Annotated in this window: 16 protein-coding genes; 1 reads left to right on the top strand and 15 read right to left on the bottom strand. The window is 32.7% G+C overall.

All coding sequences use genetic code 11. From position 1 onward, the window contains the following. Positions 1-91: 91 nt before the first annotated feature. The 12 genes from B5E75_RS07205 to B5E75_RS07150 all read right to left on the bottom strand — a co-directional run bounded on the left by B5E75_RS07205 (position 92) and on the right by B5E75_RS07150 (position 12,320). Positions 92-1,006, bottom strand: coding sequence for an alpha/beta fold hydrolase (locus B5E75_RS07205; protein WP_087358078.1), 915 nt, complete (start codon positions 1,004-1,006; stop codon positions 92-94). Position 1,007: 1 nt separating this feature from the next. Beyond that, positions 1,008-2,822 carry a YgiQ family radical SAM protein gene (locus B5E75_RS07200; RefSeq protein WP_087358077.1) on the bottom strand — a complete coding sequence of 605 codons (1,815 nt, stop codon included), beginning with the start codon at positions 2,820-2,822 and terminating at the stop codon, positions 1,008-1,010. A 71-nt stretch (positions 2,823-2,893) separates the two neighbouring features. After that, complete coding sequence (gene recO / locus B5E75_RS07195) at positions 2,894-3,634, bottom strand: DNA repair protein RecO (protein WP_241146641.1); 741 nt, start codon at positions 3,632-3,634, stop codon at positions 2,894-2,896. Next, complete coding sequence (gene era, locus B5E75_RS07190; protein ID WP_087358076.1) at positions 3,612-4,508, bottom strand: GTPase Era; 897 nt, start codon at positions 4,506-4,508, stop codon at positions 3,612-3,614. The genes recO and era overlap by 23 nt, the downstream gene beginning before the upstream one ends. Next, positions 4,505-4,900, bottom strand: a complete 396-nt coding sequence (cdd, locus tag B5E75_RS07185; protein ID WP_087358075.1) for a cytidine deaminase — start codon at positions 4,898-4,900, stop codon at positions 4,505-4,507. The genes era and cdd overlap by 4 nt, the downstream gene beginning before the upstream one ends. A gap of 2 nt (positions 4,901-4,902) precedes the next feature. Beyond that, positions 4,903-5,364: an rRNA maturation RNase YbeY gene (ybeY, locus tag B5E75_RS07180; protein WP_087358074.1), complete on the bottom strand. Its 462-nt coding sequence runs from the start codon at positions 5,362-5,364 to the stop codon at positions 4,903-4,905. Between the two features lie 11 nt (positions 5,365-5,375). After that, positions 5,376-7,403, bottom strand: a complete 2,028-nt coding sequence (locus B5E75_RS07175; protein WP_087358073.1) for a cysteine peptidase family C39 domain-containing protein — start codon at positions 7,401-7,403, stop codon at positions 5,376-5,378. 53 nt (positions 7,404-7,456) lie between these two features. Continuing rightward, the gene (locus B5E75_RS07170) at positions 7,457-8,644 is read right to left on the bottom strand and encodes an aspartate aminotransferase family protein (protein WP_087358072.1); all 1,188 of its coding nucleotides are present in this window, start codon (positions 8,642-8,644) and stop codon (positions 7,457-7,459) included. 2 nt (positions 8,645-8,646) lie between these two features. After that, complete coding sequence (locus tag B5E75_RS07165; protein ID WP_087358071.1) at positions 8,647-9,768, bottom strand: M20 metallopeptidase family protein; 1,122 nt, start codon at positions 9,766-9,768, stop codon at positions 8,647-8,649. 9 nt (positions 9,769-9,777) lie between these two features. Beyond that, positions 9,778-10,482: a 2,3,4,5-tetrahydropyridine-2,6-dicarboxylate N-acetyltransferase gene (gene dapD, locus B5E75_RS07160; protein WP_087358070.1), complete on the bottom strand. Its 705-nt coding sequence runs from the start codon at positions 10,480-10,482 to the stop codon at positions 9,778-9,780. Continuing rightward, positions 10,475-11,317 (bottom strand): diaminopimelate epimerase, encoded by an 843-nt coding sequence (gene dapF / locus B5E75_RS07155; RefSeq protein ID WP_338037067.1) that lies wholly within the window; start codon positions 11,315-11,317, stop codon positions 10,475-10,477. The genes dapD and dapF overlap by 8 nt, the downstream gene beginning before the upstream one ends. A gap of 199 nt (positions 11,318-11,516) precedes the next feature. Further along, on the bottom strand, positions 11,517-12,320 hold the full coding sequence (locus tag B5E75_RS07150; protein WP_087358069.1) for an LppM family (lipo)protein: 804 nt from the start codon (positions 12,318-12,320) through the stop codon (positions 11,517-11,519). 144 nt (positions 12,321-12,464) lie between these two features. On the opposite strand from B5E75_RS07150, the gene B5E75_RS07145 reads away from it, so the two are divergent. Next, the gene (locus B5E75_RS07145; RefSeq protein ID WP_162607650.1) at positions 12,465-13,853 is read left to right on the top strand and encodes a VanZ family protein; all 1,389 of its coding nucleotides are present in this window, start codon (positions 12,465-12,467) and stop codon (positions 13,851-13,853) included. Positions 13,854-13,907: 54 nt separating this feature from the next. Here the strand turns inward: B5E75_RS07145 and B5E75_RS07140 are convergent, their stop codons facing one another. The 3 genes from B5E75_RS07140 to B5E75_RS07130 all read right to left on the bottom strand — a co-directional run bounded on the left by B5E75_RS07140 (position 13,908) and on the right by B5E75_RS07130 (position 16,816). Further along, positions 13,908-14,678 carry a ChbG/HpnK family deacetylase gene (locus tag B5E75_RS07140; RefSeq protein WP_087358067.1) on the bottom strand — a complete coding sequence of 257 codons (771 nt, stop codon included), beginning with the start codon at positions 14,676-14,678 and terminating at the stop codon, positions 13,908-13,910. A 174-nt stretch (positions 14,679-14,852) separates the two neighbouring features. Continuing rightward, positions 14,853-16,532: an IS1634 family transposase gene (locus B5E75_RS07135; RefSeq protein WP_164483539.1), complete on the bottom strand. Its 1,680-nt coding sequence runs from the start codon at positions 16,530-16,532 to the stop codon at positions 14,853-14,855. A gap of 155 nt (positions 16,533-16,687) precedes the next feature. After that, entirely contained in the window at positions 16,688-16,816 is a 129-nt protein-coding gene (locus tag B5E75_RS07130) for a ChbG/HpnK family deacetylase (protein WP_087358066.1), read from the bottom strand.

The raw sequence follows: 16,816 nt of genomic DNA, 5'->3' as shown, positions 1-16,816 counted from the left end.
GACCTAGCAATAGCCAAGTCTTTTTATTTTTATATTTACTTCGTATTTATACCCTTATAGTAGTCATTTGTCAACCAACGATGAGTGTACCCTATAAATACGTTCTCTCATCAAGCCAATCTAAAATACTTTGATAAACTTTCTTTTTTTCTTTTTCAAAAAGCAATGCATGACGTTGCCCTTTGAAAATATGGAAAGTTAAATCTTCAATTGGTATTTTTTTATATTTTTGAATCAATTTTTGAATATGAGCATTCATAGGATCATTTTCACCTACACCAATATAAATAGATAAATAAGCAGGAATCTTCATGATGGATTTATCACTATTGACATCTTTAATCATCTCAGTCATATCACGATAACCCTGAACAGTATAAGCAAAATGAGCCATTGGATCATCTAAAAACTTCTTTCTTTCATCTTCATCACTTGTTAACCAATCCATATCATTTGTCATATGAACTCTTTTATTCAAATAATGACGTATATAACGAGAATATTGCTGTGCCTTATAAGCAGGTCCTTTCCAAAACTTTAATAACCACAAATAGATGCGTTTGAAATAAAAGAAATCCACCTGCGAAAGTGTTCCTAATAATAAAGCTCCTTCAATAAAATCACCAAAATCACTCATATATTGGCGAATGAGAATAGAACCCAAATCTGTTCCTAGCATAAAATAAGGAGAATCTGGATATTTTTCTCTAATAATCATCTGTAAACGATGCATGTCTTCAATCAAATGAATAGGTCCATCATGTTCACCAAAATAGCCCTGTTCAAAATCAATCAAAGAACGTCCATGACCGGCAAAATCACTCACCACAACAACATAGCCATGACTAGCTAAAAAAGATGCAAAATGTTCATAGCGACCCGCATGTTCACCTAAACCATGATGAATCTGAACAATGCCTTTCACACGCAAAACAACTTGAGGTTCATAAATAAAATAATGAATGCTGATATGCATGGATGATGTGAAAACTGCATGACGTTTCATATTATGACCTCCTTTGAAGTGGGCGTTTTTGTCCTTTAGGCTTAATTAAACATTTCTTTTGAAAACCTATTAAATCAGTTCTTTTTGCCAACACTAAAGCTTCATAAACAAGATGATAATTTTGTGGACGACGATACTGCATCAAAGCTCTTTGCATGGCTTTTTCTTTTGGTGTTTTCGCAACATAGACTGGACTCAAATCACGAGGATCTAATTCGGTATAATACATCGCTGTTGATAATGTACCAGGAGTTGGATAAAAATCTTGAACCTGTTCTGGCTGATGATGAATATCTCTTAAATACTCTGCCAGTTCGATAGCACTGTTTAAATCACTGCCCGGATGTGAAGACATAAGATAAGGTACAAGATATTGGTTCTTATTCATCTCTTTATTGAGTTGTGTATATTTTTGAACAAATTTTTCATATAACTCACGATGAGGTTTTCCCATCTTGTCTAACACTTGATTACTAATATGTTCTGGAGCCACCTTTAATTGTCCACTGATATGATATTGTACAAGTTCCTTAAAAAAGCTGTCATCTTGATCATACATCAAATAATCATAGCGAATTCCCGAACGTATAAAGACCTTTTTGACACCATCTAAGCTTCTTAATTTTCTTAACAGCTTCAAATAATCTTGGTGGTCCACTCTTAATTGACGACATGGCTGAGGCCATAGACATTGTCTAGTTGGACAAGCTCCATGTCTGGTTTGTTTTTGACAGCTAGGAAATCTAAAATTAGCTGTTGGTCCACCGACATCATGGATATATCCTTTGAAATCTGGCTCTTGAATCATCTTTTTCGCTTCTTCAATCAAAGATTCATGTGAACGTGACTGAATGATACGTCCCTGATGAAAATTCAATGCACAAAAATTACAGGCTCCAAAACAACCACGATTACTAATTAATGAAAAACGAACTTCTTCAATAGCGGGTATATAATCATAACTTGGATGATATGTTCTTTGATAAGGCAAAGCATATGTATCATCCATTTCCATCTGTGTTAATGGTCGATTTGGACGGTTTTGTACAATGTAAAACCCTTCATAAGGTTCTACCAATGTTTTCGCATTGTAATGATCAGTATGGCGATATTGAATACCAAAAGATTTCGCATATTCTCTTTTATCATGAGTAATATCATGATAAGAAGGTAACATGACATAGTCTTGTGAAATCATAGATAAATCCTTCACTTTAAAAACCGTTCCATCCAAATATGTTAAATAACGTGCCTCTAATCCCGAATCCAATGCTTCTGCAATCTCTATAATGCTGTTTTCTCCCATACCATACATTAATAAATCTGCCCTTGCATCTACAAGAATAGACTTTCTGACTTTATCATCCCAATAATCATAGTGTGCCAGACGTCTTAAACTGGCTTCAATTCCACCAATTAAAATCGTCGCATCGGGATAAGCCTGACGTACTTTTTGGCTGTAAACAATCACGGCACGATCTGGACGATGTCCCATTTCACCATTATTTGAATAACTATCTTTCTTTCTTCTTTTTTTCGATACACTATAATGATTCACCATTGAATCAATATTCCCACTGGAAATCAAAAATCCCAGACGTGGTTTACCAAAACGCTGAAAATCATCTAAACGACGCCAGTCTGGCTGGGCTAACATACACACTTTAAAACCACGACTTTCTAAAATTCGTGTAATAATCGCTGCACCAAAGGATGGATGATCTACATAAGCATCACCACTAATATAAACAAAATCAGGCTGTTGCCAACCTCTTTCTAACATTTCTTCTCTTGTCACTGGTAAAAATTGTCCCATATCATTTCCCCTTCACTTGTTCCTATTATACACCAATTTGTTTTGAAGAAAAATAAAATTGTGTAGAAATTCTACACAATTTGATGAATAAAACGTGATGTTTTCAACTGAATTCCCGTATATTCCTCTATCAGTGTTTCCATTAAAGGAACCAATACAGAAATAACAGATGAAGATACATGAATATGATCAATAGCTTTCATTGGAATTTTATGGATATGACGAAAAGCCTTAAGAACTTCATGAGAATATAATGGGTGATGACCCAGATGTTCACGACAGACAAATCCTCCATCTTCTAATGAAATAGAAACAACCTGTGGAGAACGACAAAAGACACATCCATCAACATCTAAAGAAACACCATTATGATCTAAGATAAAAACATTAAAAACAAGATAAACCAACAAAGGCATATAACCAACATCTAAAGCATGTAAAGCCTCATATAAGATTTCATATTCTTTTTCTAAAGGCTGATTTTCTTCTACATAACGATAATAATATTCTAAAATATATTGTCCAACAATCTCACTTTCAAGGTTTTCTTCAATATGTCGAAAATAATTCACGGGTGAAGCTTTCATCAATGAACTGAGTCCTTTTTTAAGATGAATCGTCAGCTCACTTAACATCATTTCCTGACATCCTCTTGCATTTTTACTTGTCATCTTTCTAATGCCTCGTGCCAGAACACTGATTTTTCCATACTCACGGGTATAAACATGTAAAATCATATCATTTTCTTTATAAGGTGTTTTCTTTAAAATAATCGCTTCGACTGTTTCCTCATGAATAGTCGTTTTCATCATAACCAAACTCTCTTAAATACTTTTGTTTATTACGCCAGTTCTTTTCCACTTTCACAAATAATTCCAGTGTTACTGGTGTCTGTAAAAAGCGTTTCATTTCACGACGAGCATTTTGTCTGATTTTTTTTATCATGCTGCCTTGTTTTCCAATAAGAATGGCTTTTTGACTTGGGCGATCCACGACAATCGCTGCCATGACATGCACTCCCTGTTCATCTTCTGTCATACTTTCAATCACAATCGCAACACTATGTGGAACTTCTTCATGCGTAAAATAAAGAATCTTTTCACGAATAAATTCAGCCATAATAAAACGTTCTGGATGATCTGTAATATGATCTTTAGGATAATACATCACACCTTCATGAAGATCACTTTTAATAATTTCTAATAAATGTTCTACATTATCTCCATTTAATGCACTGATAGGAATGATTTCTTTAAAATCAAACATTTCTTTCCATTGTGCCAATTTTTGAACCAGTTGTTCTTTAGACAATAAATCTATTTTATTTAAAATCAGATAAACAGGTCCATCAGCTTCTTTTAAACGATTGACAATAAAACGATCTCCCTTACCAATCTTTTCATCAGCTGGCGCAATCAATAAAACAATATCCACACCATAAATACTATTTAAAGCATTAGTATTCATAAATGAACCTAAACCATCCTGTGGTTTATGAATACCCGGTGTATCCATAAAAATAATCTGTGCCTCATCATCCGTATAAATCCCTTGAATGGTATTACGTGTTGTTTGAGCTGTTGATGATGTAATCGCCAATTTTGTTTTTAATATATGATTTAATAACGTTGATTTTCCAACATTGGGACGACCAACAATACTTACAAATCCTGATTTAAATGTCATAAACTTTCTCCTGTAAATGCACGTGGTAATAACGTCTGCATATTTGTCACTTCATAATAATCTTTGTTTCCTAAAATAATAGGTGTGAGAGGATTCATTAATTCTGCCAGTACCTGTCGACAGGCTCCACATGGAGAGATTAAAGGTGTACAATCTCCCACAATCGCTAAAGCTTCGATATCATCTTGACGATATCCTTGACAATAAGCTTGAAAAATCGCATTACGCTCTGCACACATAGTTGAACCATAAGCTGCATTTTCAATATTTGTCCCGTATATTCTCTGTCCATTTTTTAACAACAGACACGCTCCCACACGAAAATGTGAATAAGGAACATAAGCATTCTTAGAAGCTTCAAACGCTTCATCTACAAGTTTTTGATAATCCATATTTAACCTCTTTCTATTCCTAACTGATTTAAAATTTCTTTTTGTAAACTAAACATTTCTTTTTCTTCATCTTCATTCATATGATCATATCCTAATAAATGCAAAAGACCATGCGTCATCAAAAAACACATTTCACGCTTTAAAGAATGTCCATAATCTTTGGCTTGAGCACAAGCATGATCATAAGAAATAAAAATATCTCCTAAACTTCTTGGCATTCCTTCTACATAATATTGTTCATTATCTTCTAAGGCAAAACTAATCACATCTGTCGCACGATCAATATGACGATAATCACGATTGATTTGATGAATCTGCCCATCATCAACAATCACACAAGATAATTCAACATCATCATCCAACTGTAAAGTTTTTAAAGTTGTTTCAATAATTTGTTTAAAAACATCTTCATAACTTTCTTGACATAAATGTTTTTCATCTTCATATACAAAATCAATATTCATTTTCTCACCCTTTATTTCTTTATTTTTCCTTTTTCAATTATAACACATTCCATATCCTTGTTCACTATCTTTGTTTGATGGTTCACCATAATATAAATCTTTCCCTCATCATTTTTCAATAAATATCGTAAAATCTTATTAGCCAGACGGGTATCTAAATGCGAAAAAGCTTCATCCATAATCAAAACATCCCATTCACGACACAACATACGAATCAACGCAACAACCTGTCTTTGCCCTAAAGACAAAGGACTTCCATCTTCATTTAAGACGATATGAAACATATCTATAAGCTGTTCTTGATTGAAAGTTTTTAAATAAAATTGAATTTTCTTTTCATCAGGACATAAAAAATTATCTTTTAAAGTCATATGTAAAAAAGTTGGTGTTTCATTTAAATAACCAATATGCTGATGTAAAGATGATAAATCAATCTGTCTTAATTCCTGTCCATTCATATAAATATCTCCCTGATATGTATCATCCTGTCCCATCAACAGTTTTAAAAGTGTAGATTTTCCACTACCGGTTGCCCCTTTAATCCAAAGATGATGATGAATATCTAAATCAATATGTTCTAAAACTGGCATTTGATACCCATAGGCATAACTAACATCATCATAACGAATAGATGTAATAGACTGATTCAAGGTTTCTAAAGAAGGTTGTTCATCAATTTCAAAATTCTTATATTTTTCATAAATCAAACTGACCTGTTTATACTGACTTGCTAGTGTCACGATATTTAAAACTGGTTGAATACAATAAGATACAAGCATATAAAACATCATCAATTGCCCCATTGTCATTGTTTTTTGAGAAAAGAAATAAAATCCTAAACATAAAATCATTCCATAACACAAAACAATCATATATTGGACAAGAGAATGAAATTGATTTAAGAATAATGCCTGTTTTTCTTTTAATAAAGCTTCATCCAAATAAATATGATAACTTCTTTCTCTTTGTCTTTGAAACAAATCAAAATAACAAATCAAACGGTGGTTTTCAATCAATTCCAAGACATGATGCCCAAAATGAAAATGGGCTTCCAGATAATTTTTATTCAAAGTCTGAAAATCCTTTAAACGACGATAACTCATCAAAACAATAATCAATAAAACAACGCTCACAATACATGTCATCCAAATATTTAAAAACCACATTCCTATCCATAAGACAACAAAAAACATACCATCTAAAAAAAACTTTTCAAAACATTCTAAACTCATTTCTGTTAATTCAAATAAACTTAATAATTGACTTTGAATAACACCATCATCTTGACGATAAAAAGTTTCTGGTTGTTTCAACATATTCATAAAAGACTGAAAAACATAATCTTCATCCATTGCTTTTTGTAAATGAATCATTTCTTTCATTTTTAACTGAGAAAGATATGTACGCATCATTTCTAAAAAACAATAACCTAAAGAAAGCACAGCCATATAGAAAAAAGGTGTCTTTAAATCAATATAATCAATTAAAATTTGAAAAAAGTAACTGCTGCCATAACCAATCAACGCAATCCATAAACCTTTCCATAAAAAGGATGTCAGATACTTTTGATAAGACAAAAACATTTCCTTTAAAAACTGAAAATAACTTTTATAACGTAGTTCAGGAACACGACCAACATGTTTAATCACAATCACAAAACGCCCGAAAATGTCTTCCACATCTTCACGATACAAAGTGATTAACCCTCTGGCTGGATCACCTATGATAAACTCATCATCTTTGATTTCATACAAAACAACAAAATGTCCTAGTCCTGCTTCAATCATATATAAAATACAAGGACATTTTACTTCTTTTTCCACATCATCTAAATGTGCTTCATAGGCTTTAGCTTCAATCTGATAGCTTTTTAAACATTCAATCATTCCTTTGATTGAAATACCATTTTGATTCAATCTGGCTTTCTTTTTAATGTTTTTGATTTCATCATGAAAATGATAATACTTTAAAATCATCGCAATACAATAAGCACCACATGCTTTTTCTTCATCTTGTAATTCTATTGGATATTTGTACATAGAAAAACCCCCTTACTTTTATATACGCAAAAAGTAAGAGGTTTTTCTTCTTTTTATGACAATTTTTTTAAATTTTTTTTCAAAATATCAATAAATGCATCGACATGTTCACGTTGAATAATAAATGGTGGTAACATACGAATTACATTTGTCCCCGCTGTCACAACAATCACACCATCATCCAATAAAGAATGCACAACTGGTTTTGCTTCTTGATTCAATACCAGTCCCTGCATCAAACCTAAACCTCGACGTTCAACCACACAATCAAATTCATTGACAACTTCATCTAAACGCTGAATCAGGTATTGTGAAATTTCCTGTACATGGTCTAAAAGGTGTTCTTTTTCCAAAATTTCAAAAACAGTTTTCACAGCCATACAAGCTAATGGATTTCCTCCATAAGTACTTCCATGATCACCAGGTTGCATAGCCTGTGCCCATTTTTGGTTTGCGACAAAAGCACCTACTGGAATCCCACAACCAATACCTTTAGCCAGACAAACAATATCAGGCATGATATCATATTGAAAATATGTCATGATTGTTCCAGTACGTCCCATACCACTTTGCACTTCATCTAAAATCAGACAGATATCATGTTCATCACAAAGTGCTCTTAAAGCTTTCATAAAAGCCTGATCACAAGGATAAACGCCACCTTCACCTTGAACAGGTTCCACAATAATAGCAGCAGTACGTTCATTGATGAGATTCTTAACACTTTCAATATCATTCAAAGTGGCATATCGAACTCCTTCAATTAATGGTCCAAAGGCTTTTTGATAGGCAGGATTTCCTGTCAACTTCACTGAACCGGTAGAACGCCCATGAAAAGAATGATGAAAAGAAATGATTTCACTATCTGCCTTTCCATGTTTTAAATAATAATACTTTCTTGCCAGTTTTAATGCCCCTTCTGTGGCTTCAGTTCCAGAATTACAGAAAAAGACAGCATCTAACTGTGTGGCTTTTTTGACTGCTTCGGCCGCCTCCACAGCAACTGGTGTATAAAAATAATTAGAAACATGCATTAAAGTATCTATTTGTTTTTGCAATGCTTCAACATAGGCTGGATAACGATAACCTAACGAATTGACACCAATCCCGGCATAAAAATCTAAATAACGACGTCCTTTGGTATCATAAAGATAAACACCTTCACCTTTTTCTAAAACAATATCATAACGTCCATAAGCTTTTAAAAAAGCTTCTTCCCCTCTTGTATACCAACCTTCCATCATTAAACCCCCTTTATATTTTTGACAATTCTTTCATATAAATCAATCGCCTTGATTAATACATCTTCATGAAAGTTAAATGTTTCCGTATGCAGTCCACTTTGATAACGATCACACTTTGTTCCAAGAAAGAAGAAAATACCTGGAACAGCCTTTTGATAAAAAGCAAAATCTTCCGCTAACATCAAAGGTTCATCTAATTCCATATAATGATCTAAATCAACACATTTTTTCCATTGTAAATACAACGATGAAGAATTAATGACTGGTGGATACATTGGTGGACAACTCCACTCAATTTGACATTGATAACTTTGCATTAAGCTTTCATGAATCGCTTGAATATGTTTTGTCATTTGGTGAAAAAGAGATTCATCATAACAACGCAAAGTTCCATGCATCACTGTTTGTGTCGCTACACTATTACGGGCTGTTCCTCCTTCTATTTGGCCAATATTCAAAACAACTGGCTGAAAAGGAGAAATCTGACGAGAAACCATTGTCTGATATTGCATATAGGCCTGATTGGCTATCATAATACTATCAACACCATCTTGAGGTAATCCTGCATGAGCCCCTTTTCCATGAATAGTGACATCCAGTTCTCCACACATTGCCATCAATGGTCCTTTTTTACAGGCAATCATTCCTTCTTCAATCAATGGCATCAAATGCATACCAAAAATCGCTTTGACATTGTATTTTTCAAAAATACCAGATTCAACGACAAAACGAGCAGCTCCCGGTGATTCTTCAGCAGGTTGAAAAATCAAAAGAATATTATAATTCAATGGTTCTTTTATAATTTTTAAACGTTTTGCAAATCCCAATAATGCACTCATATGTCCATCATGCCCACAGGCATGCATACATCCAGAATGTTTAGAAACATAATCGACTTCATTTTTTTCTTCAATCGGTAGACCATCTATATCACTGCGAAAAGCAAGTGTCGATAAACAGCCATTATCAATATAAACAATTGTTCCAGTATCCACAATACTTTCCCATTGATATCCCATTTTTTCCAATTCATGACGCAAATACTTTGCTGTTTCATATTCTTTTAATCCCAGTTCAGGAATCTGATGAAGCTCTCTCCTCCAACGTTTGACATCTTCCATAATTTCACCTTAAATTTTTCTTAAATCATCCATTAATTGTGTCTTTTCTTTTGTTTCATCTGTTTTTTCTTCTTTAATGATACGTGCTGGATTTCCTGCAACAACAGCTCCAGCTGGCACATCATTTAATACAATACTTCCTGCACCAACAACAGCCCCTTTACCAATACGAACACCTTCTACAACAACTGCATTCGCACCAATTAAAACATCATCTTCCAATACAACTGGTTTGGCACTAGGTGGTTCAATAACACCTGCTAAAACTGCTCCGGCCCCAACATGACAATGTCTTCCAACTTCAGCACGTCCACCTAAAACAGCACCCATATCAATCATTGAACCTTCACCAATTTTCGCTCCAATATTAATCACAGCCCCCATCATAATGACCGCATTATCTTCAATTGTCACATTTTCACGAATAAATGCACCCGGTTCAATACGTGCATTGATATTTCGCATATCCAACATTGGAATCGCACTATTACGACGATCCTGTTCTAAATAAGTATCTGTAATTTGATCTTGATATGTTTCTAAATATTTTTCAACATTTTCTAAATCACCAATTAAAACACGACTTGTTCCTGTTCCAAAAACTTGAATAGATTCATCACAAGGTAAGTCATGTCCATTGACATAAACTTTTACTGGTGTTTGTTTTTTTGCATCTCTGATATATTGAATGATTTCTTGTGCTGTACTATACATTTTTAAAATCCTCCTCATTTATGATTCCTTCAAATACCGTTCTTGCTGGTCCTTCCATGAAAATATGACCATCTTCATAATCAATATGTAATACTCCACCTAACAGTTCCACATCAACCTGCCTTCCACATAAGCCATTAACATAACTGGCATACATCACTGCACAGGCACCTGTTCCACATGCCATTGTTTCTCCTGAACCTCTTTCCCAGACACGCATTTTTAAACGCTCTGGACTTACGACCTGTACAAATTCTGTATTAACAGATTCGGGAAACATCTGATTTTTTTCAAAACAAGGACCAATGTCCTCAATCGCAAAATCAAGTTGATCAACATAAGTCACAACATGGGGATTTCCCATTGAAACAGCGGTACAATAATAAATATTTTGATTAATTTGCAATGGTTCATTAATCATTTCCGTTTTTTCAAAAAGACAAGGAATCATTTTCACATCCAATGATGGTTTTCCCATATCTACTCTGACAGATTGCACCGTTCCATTTTCAACCTTTAACCAGACTCTTTTAACTCCAGCCAATGTTTCAATTTCCAGATAAGTCTTCTCAGTTAAATGATGGTCATAAACAAATTTCGCAAAACAGCGAATCCCATTACCACACATCTTTCCTTCACTGCCATCACGATTAAACATACGCATCAAAAAATCATAATTTTGAGAAGGAAGAATCACAATCATCCCATCACTGCCAATTCCAAAATGGCGATCACTGATACGTGATATAAATGCTGGTGTCATAATGACATCCTGATGAATACCATCAACATAAATATAATCATTTCCAATGCCTTCCATCTTTGTAAATTTCAATGTTTTTCACCTCATCTTTTTGAAATATATTAACATTTTTTTAATATAATGAAAAGTCTTTTAAACGAATTACATATATTAAAATAAGGTGACATTATGAAATATATGTTTAAAAAAATCAACCAAATCCTATCCATCTTTTTATTCACTTTAATCATTATGATTCTTTATTACCACTTTGCATATTAAAAATAACGGCCTAGCCGTTATTTTCATCATCCTGTTCTTGAGATGTCTCTTGTACAATTGTTTCAGTCTGAATATCATCTTGTGGGTGAGTATCTGTATAATCCTCAATCATAGTTTGTTTTGTTTTCTTTTTATTTTTAAGTATGAAAGCAATAATTCCAATCACAACAAGAATACCTATACCTACATAAACATATGTCATATTCATTCCTACTGATTTAGGAGATGAAATAACAAGTTCATTATCCTGATGTCCATTAGCTGATAATTCCAATAAATCAATAGTGACATTTTGTCCATCCACTGTTCCCATGTTAGATTTGGCATTGCCTGGCATTTTGACATTGATCACCATTTCTAATCCTAAAGCCTTCATTTTATCTACTGAATAACCTGCAGCATCAGACAATTGTGCATCCATCTCGTTTTTAAAATCATCCAAAGGCATTCTAAAAACAATGCATTCTTCACCATCAATTGTTTCTTCACTGATCATCGCCTGCATTTCACTCGATGTCATGTCAGCTCCTTCAATATGAACTCCAGCCCAATCTTTACCATCAATACTTTCCTCAATCGTTGTGATCTTGGCATCTTTCATATCCTCAGATGACAACATTTCATTTTTCAAATCTTCAATAGCCTCATCAGCCGATGTCCCAGACATTGACAATAAAGATTCTTCAAACAACAAGTCCATTGATCCTGTAGCACTTTTATCTGCATTCACTTCAAAATTAATTTTCATTTTCATACAACCTGTTAATAAAAAAACAGTCAATACAAGCATGAAAACTTTTAATATTTTCTTCATAATTATTCACCTTCCCCATCCTTATTGTAACATAATCTCCATTAATAGACATACATTATCATAAAAATACAATCAATATTTTAAAACTTCCTCATAAAATCATTATATGTTATAATTTTGACACTATAAAAAAGGAGAATGCAAATGGGATTAACAGAGTTTTTAAGATTAGCCATTCCTTCAATAGGATTAGCAGGATTGATTGTTTTGATCGTGGGAGGAATATATGGATTTTATCTTCTTTATCAAAAAAAGCAGGGTAAAGATATTCATTGTTCAATCAAAAAATTGATTTTAAGTGGTATGCTTATTGGTTATGTGATTGTTGTGATTCTGGCTACACTGACCAGTAGATCTCATTTTTCTTATGAACAAAAATTCAGTTTCGAACTATTCAGTTCCTATCGTATGGCTATCAATCATTTTCAACTACGTGAATGGCGTAATATCATTTTAAATATCATCATGGGTGTGCCTTTAGGCATCTTATTACCATGTTTATTTGAAAAAATGAGGCATTGGTGGCTGACATATCTTTCAGGACTATTGTTTACACTATTAATTGAAACAACACAACTGATCACACATCGTGGTATTTTTGAAATGGATGATATTTTGAATAATACTTTGGGATGTATGATTGGTTTTGGTTTGTTTATTTTAAGTCATACTTTATACCAAAAAGCAAAGAAAAAACCTATCAAATTAAGACCTGTCATTATTTCTCAGTTTCCTCTCATTTTAACAATCCTATCTTTTGTTTATATATTTATATCTTATTCATATCAGGAATTAGGCAATTTAACACAAGCTTATTATAAAAAAGCAGATATGTCACATATCGAAGTCATAAGTCATGTTCCACTCTCTCATCAAACAAGCTCACAACCCGTTTATAAAATCAAAACATATAGCGATGAAGACTATAACACTCTCGCAAAGACTATTTTTCAAAAGCATCAGGACATCATAGATGACAAGAAAACAGAAATAAACAATCATAACATTTCTTTTGTATCCAAAAACAAAGACATAAACATCTTTATTGATAAACAAGAAGCCACTATGGATATTACCTATCCTGGAGAATTTCAACCAAACACGCAAAACTTATCTTGGCAAGAAGTGAAAAAAATCATTGAAAAGGAAGGCATTTCTATTCCAGAACAAGCAACTTTTACACAAATAGATACAGGCACCTATGAATTTTCAATAAATACAAACACAAGTCAACAATATATTCAAGGTTATATTTCCGTTCAAATCAATCAAGATCATTCTCTTTCCTCTCTTTCTTATCAAATAAACTCCTACGATATTTATAAATCTTATCCAATTATTTCCGAAAAACAGGCTTTCCAATATATTAAAGAAGGACAATTCAATCAAGATTGGATGCTCTCTTTAGATAACGAAATCATTATTCATTCAATCAAACTTGTATATAGAGAAGATTCAAAAGGATATTACCAGCCTGTTTATCAGTTTGGTATAGAAAATGATCAACTGATTTATATTCCAGCTATCCAATAATCAGCCATAATGAAAAAGTCTATCTTTAAAAATAGACTTTTTCATCATATATATTTATAAATCTTCAAAAGAAATCAGTTCTATATCATGTTGTTGAATAAATGTAGCTACCTCTGGGTTCATGAGTGAAGCAAATTCTCTTGCTCTTTGAACATGATAACTGCTCAAATCTAATAAAGTCTGATCAACATAAGCAGGATGTAAAGCCAATTCAATCATTTCTCTTTTTTCATCAAGAGCTTTCTCAAATAATTTTAATAATGTGTTAACTGTTCCATGATCATAAAAATCTGGAATATGGCATGGTGCATAGACAATACCATGTTCTTTTAAAATACCTTCTATCTGCTGATCTTGAGCACGCATAGGTAAATGATATTTTTGAGCTAATTTCATAGCTGCCTTAAGTTGTTTTGGTGTCGTACAAACATGGAAATCAATATGATCAGGTTTAAGCCCTGTCGCTAAAAACTTATCCATCTGTGCCTGATATTCTTTATCCAATTCACTTTGATCACTTTTTTCAATAATTTCTGGATCACGATAAAAATGATCATTTTCATCCGTTAAAGTTTTTAACCCTTTGACCACAGAATATTGAACTGTTGTCACCAAATGAATACCTACATGCAATAAATCTGGATATTGTTTCATTAATGAAACAGCATGTTCAAATCCGGGCATATTAACCATTAAACTTGTAGAAGTCAAAATGCCATGTTGAAATCCTTCTAATATAGCCAAATTCACTCCTCTAGAAAATCCAAAATCATCTGCATTCATAATCACTTTCATAAGATATTCCTCGCTTTCTTCTTTTATCATAACACAAAATCATCTTGTATCTTTATAAAAAAGGTTTATTTTTAAAACATCATTTTATTCTCGTAACTATCAGCAAAGCGTTGTATAATACCTGACTTTGGTATCCAGCATTAAAACATAGTGATAGTTTAACTGAAAACAGTAGTAATCTTTTAATTGATCACTACTGTTTTTTTATACTTTATAGTTGAATATTTGCTTTATCTGTCTTTCTGTCAGGTAATAATTTGTTAGTGGTAATTTTGTCATTTGCTCAAATTCTTTTATGAATTTGCTCGATGCTGTCACGTTAATATATTTACTTTCTCCTTTTACTGCCTTAAAACTTTTTACAAATTTTATGATTTCCTGAGTACTGTATTTGTTATCCAAGACTTTGAACTGGAATATTCTTTCCAGTAACACTGTCAAATAACATATCAAAAAATGTCCTTTTATACTGTTTTCTTTTTGCAGGAATACTGGTCTGGCATCTAAATCGGATTTCATTATTCTAAATGATTCTTCTATTCTCCATAAATTATGATAGGTATTATAGATGTCTATTGATTTCATATCTGTTTCTGATGTAATCAATAGATTATAGCCTGCTAGTTCAAGTTCCTTTTTTATGATGTCCTCATTGATTGTTGCTTTTGCTTTTTCTCCATTTTCATCAGTAAAATTAACGTATTTTCCCAGATCTCCATATTCAGATCTTTTTGCTTGGCTGTAACATAATTTTTTTGCTTTTTCAACTTGTCTATTGATTTCATATCTTTTTTTAGATGCAAGTTTTGGATTATAAGTCACTACTCGTTTCTCAGTAAAATATATTGTCTTCTTTTTTTCGTCAATCTCTATACGATAAGGAAATTTATCAATGCATGACTTATATTTATATAATAATGCACCCTCATCATTTTTTATTTCTTTCCAGTCTTCATTATCTAATAATACCCACTTTTTTTCTTTTTCAGGTAGAGTCTTGACGGATTTAGAAAATAAATAACCATCTCCATTTTCTTTAGAAAAAGCAATGTTTTGAGTACAGTTCAGTCCTTTATCAGCTACATGTATAGTTTTTCCTGCGATTTGATTTTTCTTTTTAAGGCCTTGAATCACGTCCCTTAAAATCGGCTTTTCACTTTCATTGCCAGGAAACAACTTCATGCCAATAGGGATCTGATTGGCATCCAGCAATAGACCCAAACTAACAATAGGATCTTTTCTATTTTCTTTTGAAGGACCTTTACGTCTGAAATCATCTTCTCTGTCAATTTCAAAATAGAAATTAGTACAGTCAAAATAAGTTTTTGAAGTATTGATATTATAGACTTTCTTCATCTGTTCATTAAAAATCTCAATAAACTTGCCATAATCATTGCCCATAAATGCAAGACCGTCTAGAAGCTGGTCATAAGAAAAATGAGCGGTATCTTTCAATTGAGGAAGAACTTCATGAAAAGTTTTATGTTTACTGCAGGGATTCACAAGACGAGCATAGATCAGAGAAGAAAGCAGTTCATACAGATCAAATTCAAAAGAATTGGAAAGATTGAAATAATCAACATATTTTTTAATATTCATTTTATTCATTAAAGAAACAAAAGGAAAATAACCAAGATAAAGTTCAGGGGAAACAGTGGAGATTTTAGGAACACCTTCATTTTTGCGCTGACTGTTCAGTTCATCAACTTCCTTCTGGAAGTGGGCGATAGGATCTTCGATGCCTTTGGCTTTCCATGTTTCAACAGAAGCAAGAGATTTATAGGTACGATGGGCAGCACCGCGCTTTTCATGAGAATAGAAACTTTCAACGATAGAGAGATAAGTCCTGCCCTTTAAAGTAGTTTTTTTAAGAAAATAAGCCATAAAAATACCTCCAAAATATATAACACTACTATCACTATTAATATTATAACATAAAAAATAATTTAAAAAAATACAAAAACACAAAAAAAGCCGACAAAATCGGCACAATTTAATATTTGGTTAAAAAGAAGCCCTAAAAAATATAGTGATAACTTCTAAAGACGGGCATGTTCAAATCCGGGCATATTAACCATTAAACTTGTAGAAGTCAAAATGCCATGTTGAAATCCTTCTAATATAGCCAAATTCACTCCTCTAGAAAATCCAAAATCATCTGCATTCAT

Source organism: Massiliimicrobium timonense, assembly GCF_002160865.1.
GTDB lineage: Bacteria > Bacillota_I > Bacilli_A > Erysipelotrichales > Coprobacillaceae > Allocoprobacillus.
Note: the sequence above shows the minus strand (reverse complement) of the source record. Positions and strands in the feature narration are given on the sequence as shown.